The sequence below is a fragment of the Streptomyces sp. Root1310 genome (assembly GCF_001426425.1).
Taxonomy (GTDB): domain Bacteria; phylum Actinomycetota; class Actinomycetes; order Streptomycetales; family Streptomycetaceae; genus Streptomyces.
In genome coordinates this window covers 191,840-212,534 of sequence record NZ_LMEQ01000030.1, presented here as the reverse complement: position 1 = coordinate 212,534, position 20,695 = coordinate 191,840, and the positions used below count along the sequence as shown (strand labels likewise).

At 73.0% G+C, this 20,695-nt stretch carries 14 protein-coding genes; 10 read left to right on the top strand and 4 right to left on the bottom strand.

Going from position 1 to position 20,695, the window contains the following annotated elements:
* Positions 1 to 328 precede the first annotated feature (328 nt).
* From ASD48_RS28175 to ASD48_RS28160, 4 genes are all read left to right on the top strand, one after another.
* A complete protein-coding gene (locus ASD48_RS28175; protein WP_057604545.1) occupies positions 329 to 2,431 on the top strand; it encodes a DUF4139 domain-containing protein in 2,103 nt (700 codons plus the stop codon).
* Positions 2,432 to 2,438: 7 nt separating this feature from the next.
* Complete coding sequence (locus tag ASD48_RS28170) at positions 2,439 to 3,998, top strand: mucoidy inhibitor MuiA family protein (RefSeq protein WP_057604544.1); 1,560 nt, start codon at positions 2,439 to 2,441, stop codon at positions 3,996 to 3,998.
* Between the two features lie 254 nt (positions 3,999 to 4,252).
* On the top strand, positions 4,253 to 4,576 hold the full coding sequence (locus ASD48_RS28165) for a CU044_2847 family protein (protein WP_057604543.1): 324 nt from the start codon (positions 4,253 to 4,255) through the stop codon (positions 4,574 to 4,576).
* A gap of 12 nt (positions 4,577 to 4,588) precedes the next feature.
* Entirely contained in the window at positions 4,589 to 9,070 is a 4,482-nt protein-coding gene (locus ASD48_RS28160; RefSeq protein WP_057604542.1) for a trypsin-like peptidase domain-containing protein, read from the top strand.
* Positions 9,071 to 9,128: 58 nt separating this feature from the next.
* Here the strand turns inward: ASD48_RS28160 and lexA are convergent, their stop codons facing one another.
* Together lexA and ASD48_RS28150 are read right to left on the bottom strand one after the other, a co-directional pair.
* Positions 9,129 to 9,800 (bottom strand): transcriptional repressor LexA, encoded by a 672-nt coding sequence (gene lexA, locus ASD48_RS28155; protein WP_057604541.1) that lies wholly within the window; start codon positions 9,798 to 9,800, stop codon positions 9,129 to 9,131.
* Positions 9,801 to 10,054: 254 nt separating this feature from the next.
* Positions 10,055 to 10,408, bottom strand: a complete 354-nt coding sequence (locus ASD48_RS28150) for a helix-turn-helix domain-containing protein (protein WP_057604540.1) — start codon at positions 10,406 to 10,408, stop codon at positions 10,055 to 10,057.
* A 138-nt stretch (positions 10,409 to 10,546) separates the two neighbouring features.
* Between ASD48_RS28150 and ASD48_RS28145 the strand changes: the two genes are divergently transcribed.
* Together ASD48_RS28145 and ASD48_RS28140 are read left to right on the top strand one after the other, a co-directional pair.
* The gene (locus ASD48_RS28145) at positions 10,547 to 11,524 is read left to right on the top strand and encodes a zinc-binding dehydrogenase (protein ID WP_057604539.1); all 978 of its coding nucleotides are present in this window, start codon (positions 10,547 to 10,549) and stop codon (positions 11,522 to 11,524) included.
* Positions 11,525 to 11,793: 269 nt separating this feature from the next.
* Positions 11,794 to 13,629: a serine/threonine-protein kinase gene (locus ASD48_RS28140; protein WP_057604538.1), complete on the top strand. Its 1,836-nt coding sequence runs from the start codon at positions 11,794 to 11,796 to the stop codon at positions 13,627 to 13,629.
* A gap of 73 nt (positions 13,630 to 13,702) precedes the next feature.
* Here ASD48_RS28140 and ASD48_RS28135 read toward each other — a convergent pair whose 3' ends face one another.
* Positions 13,703 to 14,125, bottom strand: coding sequence for a VOC family protein (locus ASD48_RS28135; protein ID WP_057604537.1), 423 nt, complete (start codon positions 14,123 to 14,125; stop codon positions 13,703 to 13,705).
* A gap of 91 nt (positions 14,126 to 14,216) precedes the next feature.
* On the opposite strand from ASD48_RS28135, the gene ASD48_RS28130 reads away from it, so the two are divergent.
* Both ASD48_RS28130 and ASD48_RS28125 read left to right on the top strand, forming a co-directional pair.
* A complete protein-coding gene (locus ASD48_RS28130; protein ID WP_057604536.1) occupies positions 14,217 to 15,215 on the top strand; it encodes a YafY family protein in 999 nt (332 codons plus the stop codon).
* 76 nt (positions 15,216 to 15,291) lie between these two features.
* Positions 15,292 to 16,470: a spore photoproduct lyase family protein gene (locus tag ASD48_RS28125; RefSeq protein WP_057604535.1), complete on the top strand. Its 1,179-nt coding sequence runs from the start codon at positions 15,292 to 15,294 to the stop codon at positions 16,468 to 16,470.
* 46 nt (positions 16,471 to 16,516) lie between these two features.
* Here ASD48_RS28125 and ASD48_RS28120 read toward each other — a convergent pair whose 3' ends face one another.
* Positions 16,517 to 17,218 (bottom strand): TetR/AcrR family transcriptional regulator, encoded by a 702-nt coding sequence (locus tag ASD48_RS28120; protein WP_057604534.1) that lies wholly within the window; start codon positions 17,216 to 17,218, stop codon positions 16,517 to 16,519.
* Positions 17,219 to 17,369: 151 nt separating this feature from the next.
* On the opposite strand from ASD48_RS28120, the gene ASD48_RS28115 reads away from it, so the two are divergent.
* Positions 17,370 to 18,911, top strand: a complete 1,542-nt coding sequence (locus ASD48_RS28115) for an APC family permease (RefSeq protein ID WP_079074008.1) — start codon at positions 17,370 to 17,372, stop codon at positions 18,909 to 18,911.
* A gap of 65 nt (positions 18,912 to 18,976) precedes the next feature.
* On the top strand, positions 18,977 to 20,644 hold the full coding sequence (locus tag ASD48_RS28110) for an amidohydrolase (RefSeq protein ID WP_057604533.1): 1,668 nt from the start codon (positions 18,977 to 18,979) through the stop codon (positions 20,642 to 20,644).
* Positions 20,645 to 20,695 lie beyond the last annotated feature (51 nt).

The following is a 20,695-nucleotide window of genomic DNA, read 5'->3' as shown; positions in this document are numbered from 1 at the left end:
CGCCGACCGCCGACCGCCGAGGACACATCACGCCGCAAGCCCGAACCGGGCCGGCTCGTGACCGCCGGCGCCCTCGGTCCGCTCCCGCTCGACGAGCCGCCGACCGCCTCGGCTCCCGCCCACGTGGCCGCACCAGGGCGGGACGTACGCGGCCCGCCGGGAGTTCGCTTCTCTGCGAGACGGCCGTGATCCAGCCCGTTCGGCCGGCTCCGTCGCCGCTCCGCGTAGGCTTCGCTCAGCACGGACGCGGCGGGGGGCGAGGCGCATGACAGCTCGAACGGCACAGAGGTCTCGAACGGCACAGAGGTGGGGGTCGACCCTCGATTCGGTGGTGGTGTACGCCCAGGGCGCGGTCTGCCGCCGCCTGGCCTCGGGCAGTGTGCCGCCGGACGGCCGGGTGCGGGTGACGGGACTGCCCCGCTCACTGGACCCCGGCTCCCTGCGGGCCCGGGTCACCGGCACCGCCGGTGTACGCGTCACCGAGGCACGGGTGGAGGTCGAGGCCGAACCGCTCGCCCGGACCGCCCCCGCATCCCTGCGGCACGAGGTGGAGCGGCTGCTCGACGAGCGCGCGGCGGCACAGGGACGCCGGGACCGGCAACTGCGCCTGATCGAGGAGGTCAAGGCGCTGCGGCCGGTTCCGCCGGCCCGCAGGCGCGATGACCCGCACCGCCGCACCCCGGTCGACGCGTGGCTGGAGCTCGCCGAGTTCGTCGACGAGCGGCTGGCCGGGCTGCACACCCGCCTCGCCGAGCTGGAGGAGGCGCTGGGCCACGCGGATCACGCGCTCTCCGTCGCCGCCGACCGGCTCGCCCGCGCCTCCACCGACGCACCGGCGGTTCACGTGGAGACCACCGTGTCGGCGGTTCTGACGCTCGACGGCACCGGTGACGCGGAAGTGGAGCTGGAGTACGGCGTGCCCGGCGCGGTCTGGGTGCCGACGTACCGTCTCACCTACCGTCAGGACGACAGCGGCGGCCGTCTGGTGCTGCGCGCCTCCGTCGCCCAGCGCACCGGCGAGGACTGGACCGGTGTGCGCGTCGCCCTGGCCACCGCCGACCTACGGCGCCGAACCGACCTGCCGAGGCTCCGCTCGCTCCGGATCGGACGCCGTCAGCCCGCGCCTCTGCCGTCGGGCTGGCGCGAGCCTCCGACGGGCCTGGCCGACCTGTTCGCCGGGTACGACGTGGCACCCCTTCGGCCGACCAGGACCGCCGCTCCCCTCACTCCCGAGGGCGGCCCCTTCGCCGTGGCGGCCGCGGCCGGCTCCGCGCCCGGTCCGGTTCCGCCGGTGCCGCCGGCACCGCAGGGGTACGGCGAGTCGCTCGCCGCGGCCCCGCCTGCCTACGGCGCACCGCCCCCTGTGCCTCCGCCGGGCAGCGCGGGCAGGCCCCTCGCCGGCGGGTGGAACGAGTCCGCGCAGCCCGTCCCGTCCCGACCGGGCGGCGGGCCGCGGGCCCGCAGCATGCCCCTCGCGGCCCCCGCCGCCATGGCCCCGCCGGCCGCGCTCGCCCGGGCGGCAGCGCCACCGCCCCCGGCACCCGCGGCCCCTGGCGGCGCTCCGGCGCCGCAGCACGCCGGACCGGCCGCCGGTCCGCCAAGGCCGAGCGGCGCCGAACTCGACTACACCGCCCTCGTGCTGTGCGGCCCCGACGAGCAGGGCGGTCGCCGGGGCCTGCTGTTTCCGGACTCCCCCTTCGACCCGGTGGCGGCCGAGTACCGCCGCCGCGCCGAGGCGGTGACCGCACTGCCGCTGCCCGGACATGCCGTGCGGCCTCGTGAGTCGGCCGGCTCCTTCGACCACCGCTTCGACGCCGTGGCCCGCGCCGACATTCCCTCGGACGGCACCTGGCACACCGTCACCGTCGGCGAGATCCCGGTCGGCCTGCGCACCGAGTACCTCTGCGTGCCGTCCGTGGAACAGACCGTCTACGCGACGCTGGTGCTCTCCAACTCCACCGACCAGGCGCTGCTGGCCGGCCCGGTGGAGGTCACCGCCGGTGACGACTTCCTGCTCACCACGGCGCTGCCCACGCTCGCCCCGGGCAGTGAATGCCGGGTGGGGCTCGGTCCGGCCCAGGGCGTCCGGGTCACCCGCCGTACGAACCTGCACGAGTCGACCTCGGGGCTGCGCGGCAGCACCACCGTGCTCGACCACCGCGTCCACGTGGAGCTGGCCAACCAGCTCGGCGAGCCCGTCACCGTCGAGGTCCGCGAGCGGGTCCCGGTCACCTCCGACGCGGACATCCGGATCGAGGAACGGGCCGACTGGACGGCGCCCCGGGACGGCGCGGGCCCGGAGCGGCACGCACCCGGCACCCGCGTCTGGCGGGTGGACCTGCCCGCCGGCGCCACCACCGCCCTCGACGGCGGCTACGAGATCCGCATCGCGTCCGCCAAGACGCTGGCCGGCGGCAACCGCAGGAGCTGACACACCCATGTCCATGGCACCGGAGCCGATTCCCCTCCCCGTCACCGCCGTCACCTGTCTGGAGGACCGCGCCCACGTCGAACGCACCACCGTGCTCGACCTGGAGGCGGGAGTGCACAGGCTGCGTCTCGGGCCGGTCAGCGCGCTGGCCGTCGACCGTACGCTCCACGCCGAGCTGACCGCCGCACACCCGGCGACCGTGCTCGACGTACGGATCGTCCGCGACTGGACGCCGCGCGGGCCGCAGCCGTCCGACGGCGACTCCGCGCTGCGCCACCGGGTGCACACGCTGGACGAGGAGCTGCTCGCCCTCGGGCATCGGCGCGACCGGCTGCACGCCCGCGTCGACGCGCTGGGCCGGCTCGCCGCCGATCTGCTGCGGGAGATCGGCGAAGGCGCCGGCTCGGGAGAGTCGGAAGCGCTCCGCTGGGCCCGCGAACTGGACCGGGTGGACGAGGAACGCGATTCCTACGGCGAGCAACTGCGCACCGTGGAAGCCCGGCTGTCGGTACTCGGTTCCGAACTCGCCGAGGCCCGGCGGGTCATGGACCTCGCCGAGGAGCAACCCGCCGAACTGGTCGGCCACATCGAGCTGACCCTCGAGGCCACGGCCGCCGGGCCGGCCGACCTGCGGGTCAGCCACCTCACGCCGTGTGCGCTGTGGCGGCCCGCCTACCGGGCGGTACTCGACGGCGGCTCCCTCACGCTGGAGACCGACGCGATGGTCTGGCAGCGCACCGGCGAGGACTGGTCCGACGTACGGCTGACGCTGTCGACGGCACGCTCCGCGCAGTCCACCGAGCCGCCCCGGCTGGACGAGGACCGGCTGACGCTCCAGGACCGCACCTCCGCGGAGCGCCGCACGGTCGACGTCGAGCTGCGCGAGGAGGAGATCGCGGACCTCGGTCCGGCACCGGTGCTCGGTCTGCCGGGAGTGGACGACGGCGACGAGGTACGCGTGCTGAACTCCCCCGCGCCGGTCTCGGTGCCCGCGGACGGCCGCGCCCACCGTGTGCCGCTCTCCTCCTTCGCCACGACCGCGCGCATCGAGTACGCCTGCACGCCCGAGCTGTCCCCGCTAATCACGCAGGTGGCGCGGTTCGACAACCGGTCCGGGCACGCACTGCTCGCCGGACCCGTCGACCTGATTCGCGGCAGCGGATTCACCGGCCGCGGCACCCTGGACTTCACCGCGCCGCACGCCCCCGTCGAACTCGCCTACGGCAGCCGCGACGACCACCGGGTCGTCCGGCACACCGAGGAGACCCGCGACACCGCCACGCTCACCCAGCGGACCGTGGTCACGCGCACTGTCCGCCTCCACGTGTCCCGGTTCTCGTCCCCCGGCGAGCACGGCGAACGGGTCGTCGTCCTGCGCGAGCGGATCCCGGTCTCCGAGGTCTCGGCGGTGGAGGTACGGCTGCGCAAGGAAGCCTGCTCTCCCGCCCCCGACACGGTCGACGCCGACGGCATCGCCTGCTGGAGCCTCGCCCTGCCACCCGGCGGCCGACGCACCGTCACCCTGGTCTACGAGCTGTCGGCGAGCGCGAAGGTCGCCGGGTTGTAGGGCGCCGTCCCGCGATCACCCGTCGTTCACACGGCATGCCCCCGCCCGCCGAGGCGCACCACGCGCCGGACGCCGTCTCCGGTGCCCGGAACACCTCGCGCCCGCCGATCCGTATGAACATGCGTATGAACGCTCACCGTTCCGTATGAACAGCGGCCTCGCTCGCGTCGATCCGCAGGGTCCGCGCGGTCTGGGCCCAGTAGCGTCGGCGCCCATCCGGTCACCACGAAGGTGCCGGACATGGGGGGAGTCACATGCAAAGCGTGGTCAGGGTTCCGCTGGAGGGCGGGGGCGTCATCCAGTTCGAGGCCGCGGCGGAACACGAGGGTCCCGTCAAGGTCAGCCGGTTCGGGGACGCCGTGAGGGAGCTGCCCCAGACGCTGGAGCAGTCGCTGACACCGGTGGGCGATGCGGCACGGGCGGTGTTGGACCAGCTGAGGCGGGCCGGTCCCGACGAGATCGAGGTGGAGTTCGGGGTGACCCTGTCCGCGGAGGCGGGAGCCCTCATCACCAAGGGGACGGGCGCGGTTCACCTGAAGGTGAGAGCCGCCTGGAGCGGTACCGGGACCTCGCAGTAAGGGGGCCGCGACATGACACATCGCCATGGCCCTCCGTTCTTCCCCGCCGGGGCGGACCCCGGAACCGCCTCGATCGCCCATTCGATCGCCCGCGTACGGGGCGCGCACGACGTGACGGCGGGAACGGGATTCCTCGTCGCCCACGACCTCGTCATCACCTGTGCCCACGTGGTCCGCGCCGCGGGCGGTGGCCCCGGTGGACGAATAGAGCTCGAGTTCCCCCACCTTCCCGGCGCACCCCGGACCGCGGCCCGCGTGCAGGCGGAGGGCTGGCGGACGCCCGACGCCGAGGACATCGCCGTCCTGCGGGTGGAAGAACCGGCGACGGGCGCCGTGCCGCTGGCTCTCGGATCCGCCGAGGGGTGCCGCGGTCATCGGGTACGTACGTTCGGGTTTCCGGCCAACTCGCCCGACAGCGGTCGCTACGGCTTCTGCACGGCTGGTGATCTGATCCCGGCCGGCGGCGACACACCCGCGCTGATGCAACTGACCGACGCGAACGACCTCACGTCGGGCTTCAGTGGCGCCCCGATCGTGGACGAGACGACGGGCCTGGTCATCGGGATGGTGACGGCGATCACGCCCCAGGACACCTACTTCCGGGGCCTGGACGTCGCCTACGCCACGCCCACCCTGTCACTGCGCGAGGCCTGGCCCCGGCTGTCCGAGAGCCAGATCAGCCCGTATCGGGGGCTCGAGCCGTTCACCGAGGAGCACGCCAGGTACTTCCGCGGCCGGGAAGCCGTCGTGGAGGAGGCTCTGGCCGTGTTGGAGAGGCAGCGGCGGGTCATGCTGCTGCTCGGTCCCTCGGGTGCGGGCAAGTCGTCCCTGGTCGGGGCGGGCCTGCTTCCGGCCCTCACCGAGGGGAGGGTACCCGGCAGCAGCCGGTGGGTGTCCGTGACGGCCCGGCCCGGGCGGGACTTGCTGGGCGAGCTGGAAGCGGCCGGGCTGACCGGTGCCAGGAGCGAGGGCATCGCCTCGGCGGTGGAACGCCGGCTGGCCGGCGAATCGACGACGCGCCGTCTGCTCCTCGTCATCGATCAGTTCGAGGAGGTGTTCACCGGTCCGGCTTCCGGCACGGCGACGGCGAACGAGGTCCTGGCGGACATCACCCGGCAGCTTGTCGCGGTGATCGATTCGGACAGCGCCGTCAGTCTGGTCCTGGTTTTGCGGGACGACTACTTCACCCGGCTGGCCGCCTCGGCTCCGGAACTACTCAAGGCCGTGACACCGGGACTGTTCCCGGTACGCACCACGCTGGACATCACGGAGCTGCGAGCGGTCATCGCCGAGCCGGCACGGGTCGCGGGTGCACACCTGGAGGAGGGGTTGCCGGAAAGGATCGTCTCGGACGTGCTGGCGGCCGATCCGGCTGCCGCCGCCGGCCGGAAGGCATCGGCGACCCTGCTGCCGGCTCTCCAGTTGACGCTCAGCCGGCTGTGGGAGGACCGCCGTGACGGTCGGCTCACCCACGACGCGTACCAGCGGCTGGGCGGGGTCTCCGGGAGTCTCACAGCGTGGTGCGACCACGCGCTCCGGGGGCTCGCGCCCGAACTCCTGCTCATCGCGGAGCGGATCCTGACGGCGCTGGTACGCCCCGCCGACGACGTCCACGCGATTCCCGCCACCCGCCGTCAGGTGTCCCTCGACCACCTGCGCGCCTTGGCAGCGGATCCGGCGGCGGCCGGCCCGGACGTGGACGAGAAGGGCGAGAAGGCCGACCGGGAGACCGGCCAGGTGCCTGGTGAGCGGAGCGGCCAGGACTTCGACGTGGTGCTGGGCCTCCTGCTCAAGCGGCGGATCATCACGACCCGTGTGGCACCTCACGCCGGCGGCGGCCAAGTCCCGGCGACCGCCGAACTCGTCCACGACGCCCTGATCCGCGACTGGGGGACCCTGCGCGACTGGGTGGCCGCGGACCAGGAGTTCCAGTCCTGGCTGCACCGAACTGCCGAGCGCCAGGCGCGCTTCGCCGGGCCGGGGAAACAGGCCGAGGGCAAGTCCGCCGCCCCCGACCCGGGTGACCTGTTGGACGGGACCGATCTCGCCGCGGGGCTCGTATGGTCGCAGCAGCGCGGACTGCCCGACGGCATCGCCGACTTCGTGGCCATGAGCCATGGGCGAAGGCGCGCCGCCGCCCGCCGGGCACGGCGCATCAAGGTCTCGCTGGCCTGCGTGCTCGCCCTGGCCATGATCGCGTCGGGACTTTTCCTGTGGCAGCGCGGAACCGCGTCGGAGCAGACCCGCCATGCCGCCGCCCAGGCCCGCAGCTCCACAGCGCGAAACCTGATGAGAAGGGCCGAGGCGCTCCGCGTCAGCGACCCCCGGCTCGCCCTCCGGCTGGGGTTGGCGGCCTACAAGCTGGACGCGGACGAACCGGCGACGCGGGCGAGTCTGCTCGAGACGCTGACGACCTCCAGTCACCTCGCCACACTCGACGGGCTCGGCACCGAACCCACCGCGCTCGCCCTCTCTCCCGACGGGCGCATGCTGGCGGCCGGCGGCGCCGACGGGTCCGTGCGGTTCTGGGACATCTCCCGCCCGGAACGACCCACGTACATCGGGAGGTCCGAGAGCAAGGTCGATGCGAGCGCGGTCAGTGCGCTCGCCTGGCGTCCCGACAGCAAGGTCCTGGCGGCCGGGACCGGGAAGGAGTTGAGGCTCTGGAGTACCGCGCGTCGCGCCGCCCCGGCGAGCATCGGCTCGGCACCGGTCTCCAGCACGGCCATCACCTCCGCCGTATGGTCGGGCGACGGCCACCGGCTCGCGTTGGCCAACCATCGCAGCAGCCTCGTCGCGGACGTCCGCATCGATCCTGGCGGAACCACCAGGCTCAAGCCGATGGTGAGGATCAACCACGGTGGCGATCCGTCGGACAAGGCCGACCGTCTGGCCCTGTCCGCCGACGGCGCTCTCCTGATCACCAGTGACGGAAAGGACTCCGTCCAGTTGTGGGACACGGCGGGCGCCTCGGCCCGCAGACTCGGCGCCCCCCTGCCGCTCCCCGAGGAGTTGCACAGTGTCACCTCCGTGGCCCTGTCGGCCGACCATCGCACCTTGGCTCTCGGCACCCTCTCCGGACACGTCTCCGTGTGGAACATCCAGGACCCGCGCCACCCCGAGGAGTTGCAGGAGTCTTCGTCCTCCGTCTACGTGGGCCTCTACAGCCAGGTGAACAGAGTGCGGTTCGTCGCTGACGGAGTACTGGCCTGCGGCGGCGACGACGGCCGCGTGCAACTCGTGCGGCTCGACACCCTGCCGTTCCAGCGCACGGACATGCCGCTCGTCCACGGTGCCACGATGAACACCATGGCCGCCGAGGTCTCCCACCACCTCCTGGCCACCGGCGGCGTCGATGGCAGGGTCCTGTTGTGGGACACGGCCGACCGGGAGCGACCGCGTCGGCTCGGCACCCCGCTGGCGGGACACGCCCCAGGTTCCACCGACGGGGAACTCACCGCCGGAGGAACCCTCCTCGCCAGCACCGCCAGCGACGGCAAGACCCTCCTGTGGGACGTCGGACGGCCCGACCGCACGCGGTCTCTGGAACCGGTAGTCAGCCCCGGGTCCGGCCTGCCGGAGGAGTGGAGACGGGCAGCGCGCGGATCCGCTCTCTCACCCGGCGGAGATCTGCTGGCCACCGCCGGCGGCGAGCGGCTGACGGACGTCGTGCTCCGGAGGACCGACGGCGGCAGGACGCGACGGCAGGGCAGGCCGCTACGGGGACACGAAGGCGTGCCCCAGTCGTACGGCTGGTCACCCGACGGATCCCGGCTGGCCACCGGTGACTTCACCGGCAAGGTCATCCTCTGGGACACCAGTCATCCGGAACGGGCCTTCCGGCTGGCGGAGTTGACACACCCCACCGGTCTCCGCCTGGTGTCCTTCGTCCGATCGACGCGCACACTGCTCACCGTGGGGATGGACGGCAAGGCCGTGTTCTGGGACGTGCCGACCGGCTCCGGAAACCCCACGAAGATCAGCACCACGGACATCGGTCAGATCGGAAGAGACCGCTCCTCGTTCGCCCTGTCCGCCGACGGCAGGCTGCTCGTGGTCGGTCACAGCACCGCCGCCCTGTCCCTGTGGGACGTGTCGGACGTGCGCCGTCCCAGTCCCCTGTCGCACCTCACCGCGGTCCAGGACGGTGTGGTGGGGTCGGTCGCGATCTCTCCCGACCGCTCCGTGCTGGCGGCGGGCATCGGAATCGGGACCGTGCTGCTGTGGGACCTGACCGACCCGAGCCAGCCCCGCAGGATGGGCCCGGCCCTGCACAACCGGCTGCCGATGCCCCTGGCCATGACGTTCCTCCCCGACGGCCGGACGCTGGCCTCACAGACCATCACGCAGATCGACCTGTGGGATTTGAGCTCCACGTTGTCCGCCCGCCACGACCTGCTGCGCCGGGCCTGCGCCCGACTGGCCGACGCGGGACTGTCGCCGTCGGAGTGGAAGCGGTACGCGAGCGGGACGGAGTACGTCAGGAGCTGCTGACCGGGCGGCCCGACGGATCGTGCCCACCCGTCCGGTCCGTGCGGGTGGCGCGCCCGCCCTAGAGCAGGCGCAGGACGCCGACGACCTTGCCGAGGATCTGCGCCTGGTCGCCGCGGATCGGCGCGTAGGCCGGGTTGCGGGGCATGAGCCACACCTGCCCGTCCTGCCGGCGCAGCACCTTGACGGTGGCCTCGTCGTCCAGGAGCGCGGCGACGACGTCCCCGTGATCGGCGCTGTCCTGGCGCCGTACGGTCACGATGTCGCCGTCGCAGATCGCCGCGTCGATCATGGAGTCGCCGGAGACCGTCAGGGCGAACAGGTCGCCGTCGCCCACGACTTGGCGGGGCATGGCGTAGACGTCCTCGACCATCTCCTCGGCGAGCAGCGGGGCGCCGGCGGCGATCCGCCCGACGAGCGGCACGTCCACCCGCGTCTCGCTCCTGCCGCCCAGGTCGGGCGCCCACGAGGGCCGGACCCGGTAGGCGCGGGGGCGTTGCGGGTCCCGGTAGAGCACGCCCTTGCGTTCGAGGGCCATCAGCTGATGAGCGACCGAGGACGTGCTGGCGAGCTCGACGGCCTGGCCGATCTCCCGCATCGACGGCGGGTAGCCCTGCCGTTCGACCGACTCCGTGATGTAGCGGACGATGGCCGACTGGCGGTTCGTCAGCTCTCCTTCGGCGGTCCGGGGCCCCGGGGGACGCCCCCGGCGGGCGGACGCGGTGTTCTCCATCCGGGGCACCTCCGTGCAAGATCGTTCGGAATGACCCTAACCTGTCATCCCCCATAAATGGAACACCTTATCGAATCCCGCCGGTGCGGGCGCCCTCGACGTGGGGCTCGGTGATGATTTTCCCGAGGTGACGCGACAGCCGGAGGCGAGCCGACCGGCGCGCTCGACACGCCCCCGGCCGTCGGCCCACCGGCGCACCGCCCCGCCGACGGAAGGCGGTCCGAGGCAGGAACCGGCGCGCGGGGGCCCGCCGGTCACTCGGCGACGACGGCGCCGTCGTCACGCAGCAGCAGGGCGAGCAGCCCGGGAAAGCGCTCCTCGAACTCCTCGCGACGCAACCGGTTGACGCGCCTCGGGCCCTCGTCGCGCTGCTCGACCAGCCCGGCGCCGCGCAGGACCGAGAAGTGGTGACTGAGCGCGGCCTTGCCGACGGGCACGTCGAAACTGCCGCAGCTGCGCGTCCAGTCGGCGGAGGCCGCCAGGTCGCGGATCAGCTTGATGCGCACCGGGTCGGAGACCGCCGACAGCGCCGTGAGCACGGACACCTCCCGGGGATCCGTGTGCACCGGCGCCGCGCGGTGGCCGCTTCCACCAGCCTCGTTCGACATGCCCCTCCCCTCTCCACCACCACCCCGAGGCGACACCTCGCGGAGCGTCCCGGCGGGTTGCCGAGTGTTCGACGGATATCTTACAGTCCCAGTGTTCGCTTCCCATTGAACACTCATCGAAGGGTGCGGTGACCCGTCATGCGCGCAGTCGAGTTCCAGGAGTACGGCGCCCCCGAGGTGCTGCAGGTCGTCCGGGCCGAGACCCCCGAACCCGGGCCGGGCCAGGTGAGCATCGACGCCGCCTACATCGGTGTGAACTTCGCCGATCTCAAGGCGCGCACCGAGGGATACCGGGTGCGGTCGCTGCCGTTCCGGCCCGGCCTGGAGGCGTCCGGGCGGATCCGGGCCGTCGGCGACGGCGTTCAGGGGCTGCGGCCGGGTCAGGAGGTCGCCGCGCTGGTCGACGGCGGCGCCTACGCGGAGGTGGTCGTCGCCGACGCCGTCACCGTCTTCCCGCTCCCCGAGGGCCTGGATCTGCGCACCGCCGCCACCTTGCCCGCCGTGGTGCCCACCGCGTACGCCCTGCTCCACGAGGTCGGGCGGCTGCGGGCCGGGGAGAGCGTGCTGGTGCAGGGCGCGGCCGGCGGCATCGGCACGGTGGCCGGTCAGCTGGCCCGGGCGGCGGGCGCCGACGGCGTGTACGGCGTGGTGTCGTCCGCGGCGAAGGCCGGGCACGCCCTCGAGCACGGCTACGACGAGGCGTTCGTCGGCGACACCTTCACCGCCGACGTCCGCCGCGTCACCGGCGGCAAGGGGGTCGACCTGGTGCTCGACCCGGTGGGCGGCGACACCCTGCTCCGCGGTCTCGACGCGCTCGCCGTCTTCGGACGCCTGGTGTCCTTCGGCAACGCGAGTGGCGCCGAACCGTGGCACGTCGGGCAGCCCGAGCTGTACGCGCGGGGCCGCTCGGTCGGCGGTTTCTCCATCCTGGGGCTGGCCGGGTCCGCGCCCGAGGCGCTGCGCGCCCTGGCCGAGCGCTCCTTCCGTACGGTCTCCGACGGCACCGTGAGCCTCCCGGTCACCGCGGAGTTCCCGCTGGCGGACGCCGCCGAGGCGCACCGGCTGATGGGCGGGCGCACCTCGACGGGGAAGTTGCTGCTGCGGACGGCCGACTGAGGGCGGCCACGGCGCGCACCGCCCGTGCGGACCGCCGTCGTGCGCCGGGTAAGGGGCGAGGAGAGCCGCGCAGGAGTCGCACATCTGTACTGATAAGTGCCGAATATCCCCTGACCGGATTTTCGCCAGTAGGGTGAGCGGGCGGTCGGGCGAAGGACACACCGCCACCGGGGAGTTCCGGATGTGCCGCCCTTTCGTCTGCCGCTGTTCCGGAACTTCGGGCGGCCGGGCTGTTGTCGCGCCGCCCTGTGCCACCAGGGGGGCAGGCCATGCGGGTGCTCGCGGACAGATACGAACTGGTCGAGGCCGTCGGACGCGGCGGAATGGGGGAGGTCTGGCGCGCCACCGACCGGGAGCTCGGCCGCACCGTCGCGGTGAAGGTGTTGCCGCCGGAACTCACCCGGCACGAGGAGTTCCGGGTCCGGTTCCGCCGCGAGGCGCGCACCGTGGCCTCGCTCAACCACCGCAACGTCGCCGTGCTGCACGACGTCGGCGAGGACACCACCGACGGCGAGACGACGCCGTTCCTGGTCATGGAGTTCATCGAGGGGCGCACCCTGACCGCGGCCCTGGCCGACGGCGCGTTCACGGTCGTCAGGGCGCTGGCGGTAGCCAGGGACATCTCCGACGCCCTCGCCCACAGCCACGCCCAGGGCCTGATCCACCGCGACATCAAACCGTCCAACGTCATGCTGACGTCCGAAGGCGGCATCAAGGTCCTGGACTTCGGGATCGCGAAGGTCGTCGCGGAGACCACCACCCGCCTCACCGCGACGGGCATGACGGTGGGCACACCCGCCTACCTCTCCCCCGAGCAGCTCACGGGCCGGCCGGTGGACGGTCGCTCCGACCAGTACTCGACGGGCTGCCTGCTCTACGAACTGCTCACCGGCCGGCCGCCGTTCCTCGGCGACTCCCCGTTCGCGGTGATGCACCAGCACATCAGCCAGGATCCGGTCGCGCCCTCCCGGCTGCGCCCGCAGATCCCGGCCGTGGTGGACGACCTCGTGCTGCGGACCCTGGCGAAGGACCGTGAGGAGCGGCTCGGCAGCGCGGCGGAGCTGCGGGACACGCTGGCGGCGACGCTCACCGCGGTCAGCGCCCCGGCGGCCACGCCGAAGCCGCGGACCGCCACCCCGGCGCCCGCCACCCCGGCGCCCGGCGCGCCGCCCGCGCCCGCCGTGCCGCCCGCGCGCACGAAGGCCGACACGAAGGCGGGCCCCGGGCACACGGCGCTGGCGCAGCAGCAGACCCGTACCGCGCTGACGCCGCCCAGGCCCGCCGTCCCGCCTCCCGGTGGGCCGGTCGACCCGGTCGTGCCCGGCCCCGCGGACGGCGGTGCCACGACGCCCCGCACCGCGCCGACGAGCGGCGGCGGTCAGTCGCCCTCGTCCGGCGAGCGGCGGTTCACCGTCACCGCCGGAAGGATCACCGCCCTGCTGGGCATCGTCGTCTCCGGCATCGTCACCATCGGCTACCAGGACAGCTACGCGGACGCGTCCGACGAGCTCGCCGGTGTGTGGGTGGCCGCCGTCGTACTCGGGCTCGCCCTGTTCCGCTGGCTTCCCGTCACCTCGACGGTGCTGTGGTGGGGGGCCGGGGCCCTGGTCACGGCGAGCGTCGCGGTCGGCGGCGGGGTCGACGACTACGACTACTCCTCCGTCACGGAGAGCGACTTCAGCACCCTCTACTACTACGACTCCTCCTACGGCGCGTACTACGAGCTGCCCGCCGACTCCTCCGGCAACCGGCTCTTCGAGGACGACTACAGCGGCGGCTACGACCCCGCTCAGGCCGACATCAGCCACGACTACACCGCGCACGACAACGTCGAGATCCTGGCCGTTCCGGCGCTCGCCCTCGCCACGCTCTGTCTCGTCCGCGCGTTGCGCAGGCGACGCCCCTCGCCCCTCGCGGCGGCCGCCGGGCTGACGCTGGGCGGTCTCGGAGTCGGCTGGCTGGCGCTCGGTTCGGACGAGCAGACCGGGGTGTTCTCGGTGGGCTGGGGCGTGATCGTCGTCGTCGCCGTCGTCCAGGAGATCCGGGCCCGCAGGAACGCCCCGCCCCGAGTCCGCCGCCGTCTGCGGTTCGTCACGGCCGAATAGCGGACCGCGGCCGCCCGCGGGGCCCGGGCCTCCGCGTCCCGCTCAGCGGCCTCTCGTCGCCGCGACACCCGTCTCACGAGGCCGGCGCCACCCGGCCCTCCCGGGCGAACTTCGCGATCGCCGCCGGGGTGACCGGGGTGAAGAAGTTGACGAGATTGCCGTCCGGGTCGCGGAACAGCAGCGACCGGTTGCCCCAGGGCATGGTGGTGGGTTCGTTGACGAAGTCGGTCACGAAGCCGCTCAGGTTGCCGTGCACGCGGTCCACGTCGTCGACGAGGAACTCGAGGATCACGCTGTGGTTGTCGGCGGGACGGGACGAGCCCGGCGCGAACAGCGGGACCGTACGGGTGCCGGCGATGGCGAGGGTGGCGCCGGGCGTGCCGAGTTCGGCGAAGTCCTCGGTGGACCACGCCGCCCGCACCCCGGTGGCCCTCTCGTAGAACGCGACGAGGCGTGCGACGTCACCGGTGATGATCCGGATCGAGACGAAGTCCATGGTGCTCTCCTTGGTTCTGAAGCCGTTGCACCTCGCACGCTAGAACGAATAGTGGACAGAATCGGTCCACTATGCGCGCTAGGGTCGCACCATGTCCCGACCCACCGGCCGCGTGCTCACCCTCCTGGAACTCCTCCAGTCGGGCGGCACCCGGACCATGCGCGAACTCGCCGACCGGCTCGGCGTGGACGGGCGCACCGTGCGGCGGTACGTGGACCAGCTGATCGACCTCGACGTGCCCGTCGAGTCGGTGCGCGGCCGCTACGGCGGCTACCGCCTCGCCCCCGGCTACCGCCTGCCTCCGCTGATGCTCAGCGACGACGAGGCGATCGCCGTACTGCTCGGCCTGGTCGCCGGCCGCCGGACGGGGCTGACGACGGCGACAGCCACCGCGAGCGAGACCGCGGCGGCCAAGATCAGGCGCGTACTGCCGGAGCGCCTCGCCCGCCGGCTCGACACGGTCCTGGCCTCCCTCGCCTTCACGGAACCTCCCGGCGAGTTCGCCGCCCCCGACGGCGGGGTGCTGCTCACCCTCGCCGACGCGGTGCGTCACCGCCGGCCGGTCTCGGTCCGGTACACCGACCGCGGCGGCCGGCGCAGCGACCGCACGCTGCACCCGTACGGGGTGGTGGCCCATGAGGGCCGGTGGTACGTCACCGGCGCGGACCCCGGGATCGGGGAGGAGCGGACCCTGCGACTCGACCGCGTCACCGACGCGCGGACCCTGCCCGGGTCGTTCGAGGCACCCACCGGACCGGACCCGGCGCAGCGTGTCCTGTCCGGGTTCGCCACGGCGGCCTACCGTCACGAGGTGACCCTGCGGATCCACGGGACGGTCGAACAGATCCGCGCCCGGCTTCCCGCGAGCGTCGCGCGCGTGGCGGATCCCGCCTTGGCGGCGGACACGGATCCGGCGACCGAGCGCTGGCTGCTCGTCGAACTGCGGACCGAGCGACTCGACTGGCTGCCTCCGGTACTCGCCTCCCTCGACCGGCCGTTCACCATCGAGCGCCCCGGCGAACTGCGCGACCTCGTGATCGCGCTCGCGGACCGCCTCGCGACCCATGCCCGCGACACGGCGCCGCGCTGACAGGCGCCGTAAGGTGGGCGATGCGGATTCGTCCGCTTGATCCGTTCAGTCCCGCACCAGCCGAACCGGAACGTTCATGCACTCCCCGTCCGCCGGCCCGGACGACGGCTCCGACGCCCTGTTCGGGCTCGCCGCCCTCGGCCCCGAGCCCGCCGCTGCGAGCACCGGCCGGCCGTCCTTCCGTGACTCCGACGCCGCGCGGCGACTGCTGCCCGTACGGGAGATCCACGCCGAACCCGCGGCCGCCGCCTCCCCGCGCGGCCGGCAGATCATCGCCCGGTTTCCCGGGGCGCGACTGGTCGAGGTCGAGTCCCACTGGAACATTGCGGGGTTGCACGGCAACGAGGGCAATGTCGCGCGCTGGGTGCGGGTCAAGGGCGAGACGCTCGTCCTCGGGGAGCGGAAGTCGCCGAGCACGCGTGCCAACGGCCGGTCCGCCGACTGGATCGCACCGGGCGCCTCCAACGGCTGCGCGATGGCCTGTGCGTACTGCTACGTGCCGCGCCGCAAGGGGTACGCCAACCCGGTCACCGTCTTCACCAACATCGACCGGATCATCTCCCACATCGGCCGGCACATCGCCCGGCAGGGCCCGAAGCCCGAGCCGAACCAGTGTGACCCCGAGGCCTGGGTGTACGACATCGGCGAGAACGGCGACTGCTCGGTGGACGCACTGATCTGCGACAACACCGCGGACCTCGTCCACGCGTTCCGGCTGTGGCCGACGGCCAAGGCGTCCTTCGCGACCAAGTTCGTCAACCCGGACCTGCTGACGCTGGACCCGCGCGGCCGGACCCGTGTCCGCTTCTCGGTGATGCCCCCGGAGGACTCCCGGCTGCTGGACGTGCGCACCTCACCGGTCGCCGAGCGGATCGCCGCCGCCGCCGACTTCCTGGACGCCGGCTACGAGGTGCACTTCAACCTCTCGCCCGTCGTCGTCCGCCCGGGCTGGGAGGAGGCCTGGGCGGAACTCCTCGACCATCTCGACGACGTCCTGCCCGACCGGGTGAAGCGGCAGGCCGCCGCCGAGGTGATCATGCTGACGCACAACCGGGAACTGCACGAGGTCAACCTCGGCTGGCATCCCCGGGCCGAGGACGCCCTGTGGCGGCCGGACCTGCAGGAGACCAAACGCTCCGAGAACGGCGCACTGAACGTCCGTTACGCGAGTCCCGTCAAGGGGCGGGCGGTGGACCGGCTTCGCGCGCTGATCGCCTCCCGAGCCCCGTGGCTGCGCGTGCGCTACGCGTTCTGACCCGATTGCCGCCACACCGTCCACCCGCCGTCACCCACCACCGGGATCAGCGCGGCCGAGTCCCGGGCGCACGGGCCCTCAACGCCTCCAGCAGAAGGTCGATCGCCTCCTCGAACGAGCTCTCCCCCATGGCGTGCAGTTCGCGCCGCACCGTGGTCAGCGCGGGATACGACGCGGGGTCCAGCCCTTGGTACACCTCGCTCCACGCCCGGTGGTCGCTCTCGCGCTGCTGCCGCGGGAGCGCCTGGAACGCGGCGTCCATGGCCGCGTGGCCGAGCACGGTGTCGATGAACGTCAGATACAAACGCGTCGCGTCGGCCGGTCCGAAACCGGCGGCGAGCAGGAGACCGACCCCGGTCTCCACGGCCCGGATCTCGTTGCGCCGCCGGGTCACCCGGTACGAGGCGAAGGCTGCCGCGCGGGGATGGGCGAGGTATCCGGCGCGGACCCTCCGGGCCATCTCACGCAGCGCGGCCACCCAGTCGTCCCCGGGGGTGAAGCCTTCCATGGCGTCGCCGATGATGCGGTCGGCGACGGCGAGCACCAGGTCGTCGGTGCCGCGGAAGTAGCGGTACAGGGCACTGGGGTCGCACCCGAGGGCGGTGCCGAGCCGGCGCACGCTGAGCGCCTCCGGGCCGTGCTCGCCGATCAGCCGCAGCGCGGTCTCCACGATCAGCTCCTCCGACAGCAGCACCCCCGAGCGGGTGGGGCGGCGGCGGCTGCGCTCCTGCGGGACACGGGTGGTCATGGTGGGTGCTCCTGTCGGTCGGGGCCGCGTAGCAGCAGTGAAGGGGGCCCGCACCCTTATGTCAACAGGATTGACGCAAGACTCGCACCAGGTGTTCCATCACAGTCCCGCGCGGCTCTTCCCCGTCCTCCCTCCTCGTGAGGAGCCCTTCATGCCCGCCCTGTCTCCCCAGTCGTCCACCCCGCCCCCGCCCCCGTCGGCCGCCCCGGCCGGTGGACCGGGCACCGGACTGCGCCGCTCCCTCGGCGTCGTCGACGGTGTCGCCATCGCGGCCTCCAGCACCGCCGCCACCACCAGCATCGCCATCGGCATGGGCACGGTCGCCACCATCGTGGGCCTCCAGGCCCCGGCGCTGCTGCTCCTCGCCTTCCTGCCCGTGCTCGGTATCGCCACCGCCTACGCCCGTCTCAACCGCTCCGAACCCAACTGCGGCAACGGCTACACCTGGGTCGGCAGAACCCTCGGCCCCTGGCCGGGATTCCTGACCGGATGGGTCACCGTCGTCGGCTCGGTGATCTTCTGCGCCTACACCAGCGCCGTCATGGGCTCGGTCGTCCTCATCTTCGCCAACAAGGCAGGCCTGCACACCCTGGCGGGCATCGCCCTCGATCCGGCGTCCACCGGCGTCAGCACGGCCGTCGGGCTGGTGCTGCTGGTCGGCCTGACCGCCCTCGCCGTCACGGGCACGCGCACCACCACCCGCTTCCAGTTCGCGCTGCTGGTCTTCGAGTACGCCGTGCTGCTGGGGTTCTGCGGCTGGGCCCTGGTCACCGGCGAACAGTCCTTCTCCTTCTCCTGGTTCAACCCCTTCGAGATCGCCGACGGGACGGCGTTCGCCCAGGGCATGGTCCTCGCGGTGTTCTTCTTCTGGGGCTGGGACGCGGCCTTCAGCGTCACCGAGGAGACGAGGAAGCCGGGCGACGCGGCCCGCGGCGGTCTGATCGCCCTGTTCGCGATGCTCGGCCTGTTCCTCTTCGCCTCGGTCGCCTTCCAGCGGGAGATGAGTCTGACCGAACTCATCGAGAACGGTCCGCAGGCCTTGCCGTACCTCGCGCGGAAACTGGCCGCCGAGCCCTGGGCCACCCTGCCCTTGGTGGCCCTCATGTTCTCCGCGGCGGCCTCCGTGCAGTCCACGCTGATCCCCACGGCGCGCGGACTGCTCGCGATGGGCCGGGACCGCACCATGGGCCCGGTGTGGACCCGGGTGCACCCGAGGTACGGCACCCCCGCCGCCGGAACCGTCGTGGTACTGGTCATCGCCTCCGCGATCGCCCTGCTGGCCGTCGCCCTGCCACGGCTCAGTGACATGCTGCTGGCCGCCGTCAACGCCATCGGTCTGCTCGTCGCCCTCTACTACGGACTCACCGCCATCGCGTGCGCCGTCCGCTTCCGTTCCGCCGGACGCGAAGGGCTGCGCACGGCCGTGCTCGCCGTGGGGGTGCCCGCCGTGTCCGGTCTGGTGCTGCTGGGCCTCGGCTGCTATCTCGGATACTCGTACCTGACCATGAGCGACCACTTCGAACTCAGCCCCGACAACGGCTGGTTCATGTTCTCCCTGCCCGCCGTCATCGTCCTCGCCGGACTCTGTATGGCCGCGGTCGCCAAGTACGTCCGCCGTTCGCCGTACTTCACCACCGGACGCGGTACCGACGCCGAGACCCTCGTCCTTCCCATGGACCGCACGGCCGTCTGAGTCCGCCCCCGCCCGAACGCTCCGCCCTCCCTCCGCCCCCGTTCCCCTCCCTGGAGTCCCCACCCATGTCGCAGTCCCAGGTCACGGGCCCCGCCGAAGTCGTGTTCACCGGCGGGCCCGTCCACACCGTCGATCCCGCCCGCAGCCGCGCCACCGCCGTGGCCGTGCGCGGCGGGCGGATCACGGCCGTCGGCCACGACGAGGTGCACGCGCTGATCGGCCCGGACACCGAGGTCGTCGACCTCGCCGGCAAGCTCCTGCTGCCCGGTTTCCAGGACGCCCACGTGCACCCGCAGGGCGCGGGCCTGGAACTCGGCCTGTGTCACCTCGCCGACACCGTCGACCCCGCCGAGTACCTGCGGCGGATCCGGACCTACGCCGACCGGCACCCGGACGCCGCATGGATCACCGGCGGCGGCTGGTCCCTGGAGGCCTTCCCCGGCGGCGCCCCCACCGCCGCGGCACTCGACGCCGTGGTCCCCGACCGGCCGGTCTTCCTGCCCAACCGTGACCACCACGGCGCCTGGGTCAACACCCTGGCGCTGGAGCGGGCCGGCATCGACGCCCGCACCCCCGACCCCGCCGACGGCCGCATCGAACGCGACGCGGACGGCAACCCGACCGGCATGCTCCAGGAAGGAGCCGTCCACCTGGTGGGCCGGCTGGTGCCCGCCCCCACCCCCGGGGAACAGCTGGCCGCCCTGCTGCGCGCCCAGGCCGTGCTGCACTCGTACGGTGTCACCGCCTGGCAGGACGCCATCGTCGGCGCCTACGCCAACATGACCGACCCGGCCCCCTCCTACCGCACGGCCCAGGAGCGGGGGCTGCTCACCGCCCGCGTCGTCGGCGCGCTCTGGTGGGACCGCGCGCGGGGGGCCGAGCAGATCCCTGAACTCGTCGCCCGCAGGCAGGAGTTGAGCGTAGGCCGGTTCCGCGCCGGCGCGGTGAAGATCATGCAGGACGGCATCGCCGAGAACCACACCGCGGCCATGCTCGACCCGTACCTGACCGGTTGCGGCTGCGCCTCGGACACCAGCGGCATCAGCTTCGTCGAACCCGGCGAGCTGAAGAAGTACGTCACCGAACTCGACGCACTCGGTTTCCAGGTCCACTTCCACGCCCTCGGCGACCGGGCCGTGCGGGAGGCGCTCGACGCCGTCGAGGCCGCCCGGACCGCCAACGGTACCCGGGACACCCGTCATCACCTGGCGCACCTCCAGGTCGTCCACCCCGACGACGTACGACGGTTCCGGGCACTCGGCGCCACCGCCAACCTCCAGATGCTGTGGGCCGCCCACGAACCCCAGATGGACGAACTCACGCTGCCGTTCCTGGGCCCCGAACGGGGCGCCCGGCAGTACCCCTTCGGCGACCTGCTGCGCGCGGGGGCGACGCTCGCCGCGGGCAGCGACTGGCCGGTGAGCAGCCCCGACCCACTCCAGGCCGTCCATGTCGCCGTCAACCGTGTCTCCCCGGACGCTCCCGCGGGCACCCCGCGCTTCCTGCCCGGACAACGCCTGGACCTCGGCGCCGCCCTCGCCGCGTACACGGCGGGCAGCGCCCATGTGAACCACCTCGACGTCCTCACCGGCAGCATCACCGTCGGCAAGGCCGCCGACCTGGTCGTCCTCGACCGGGACCCGTTCACCGGCGCGCCCGAGGAGATCGCGGCCACCCGGGTCCTGCAGACCTTCGTGGCGGGGGAACGCGTCCACGCGGCGCCCGACGCCTGAGGAGGCACCGGTACCCGGTACGCGTTCACGCGTGTGCGTTCCCCCGTACGC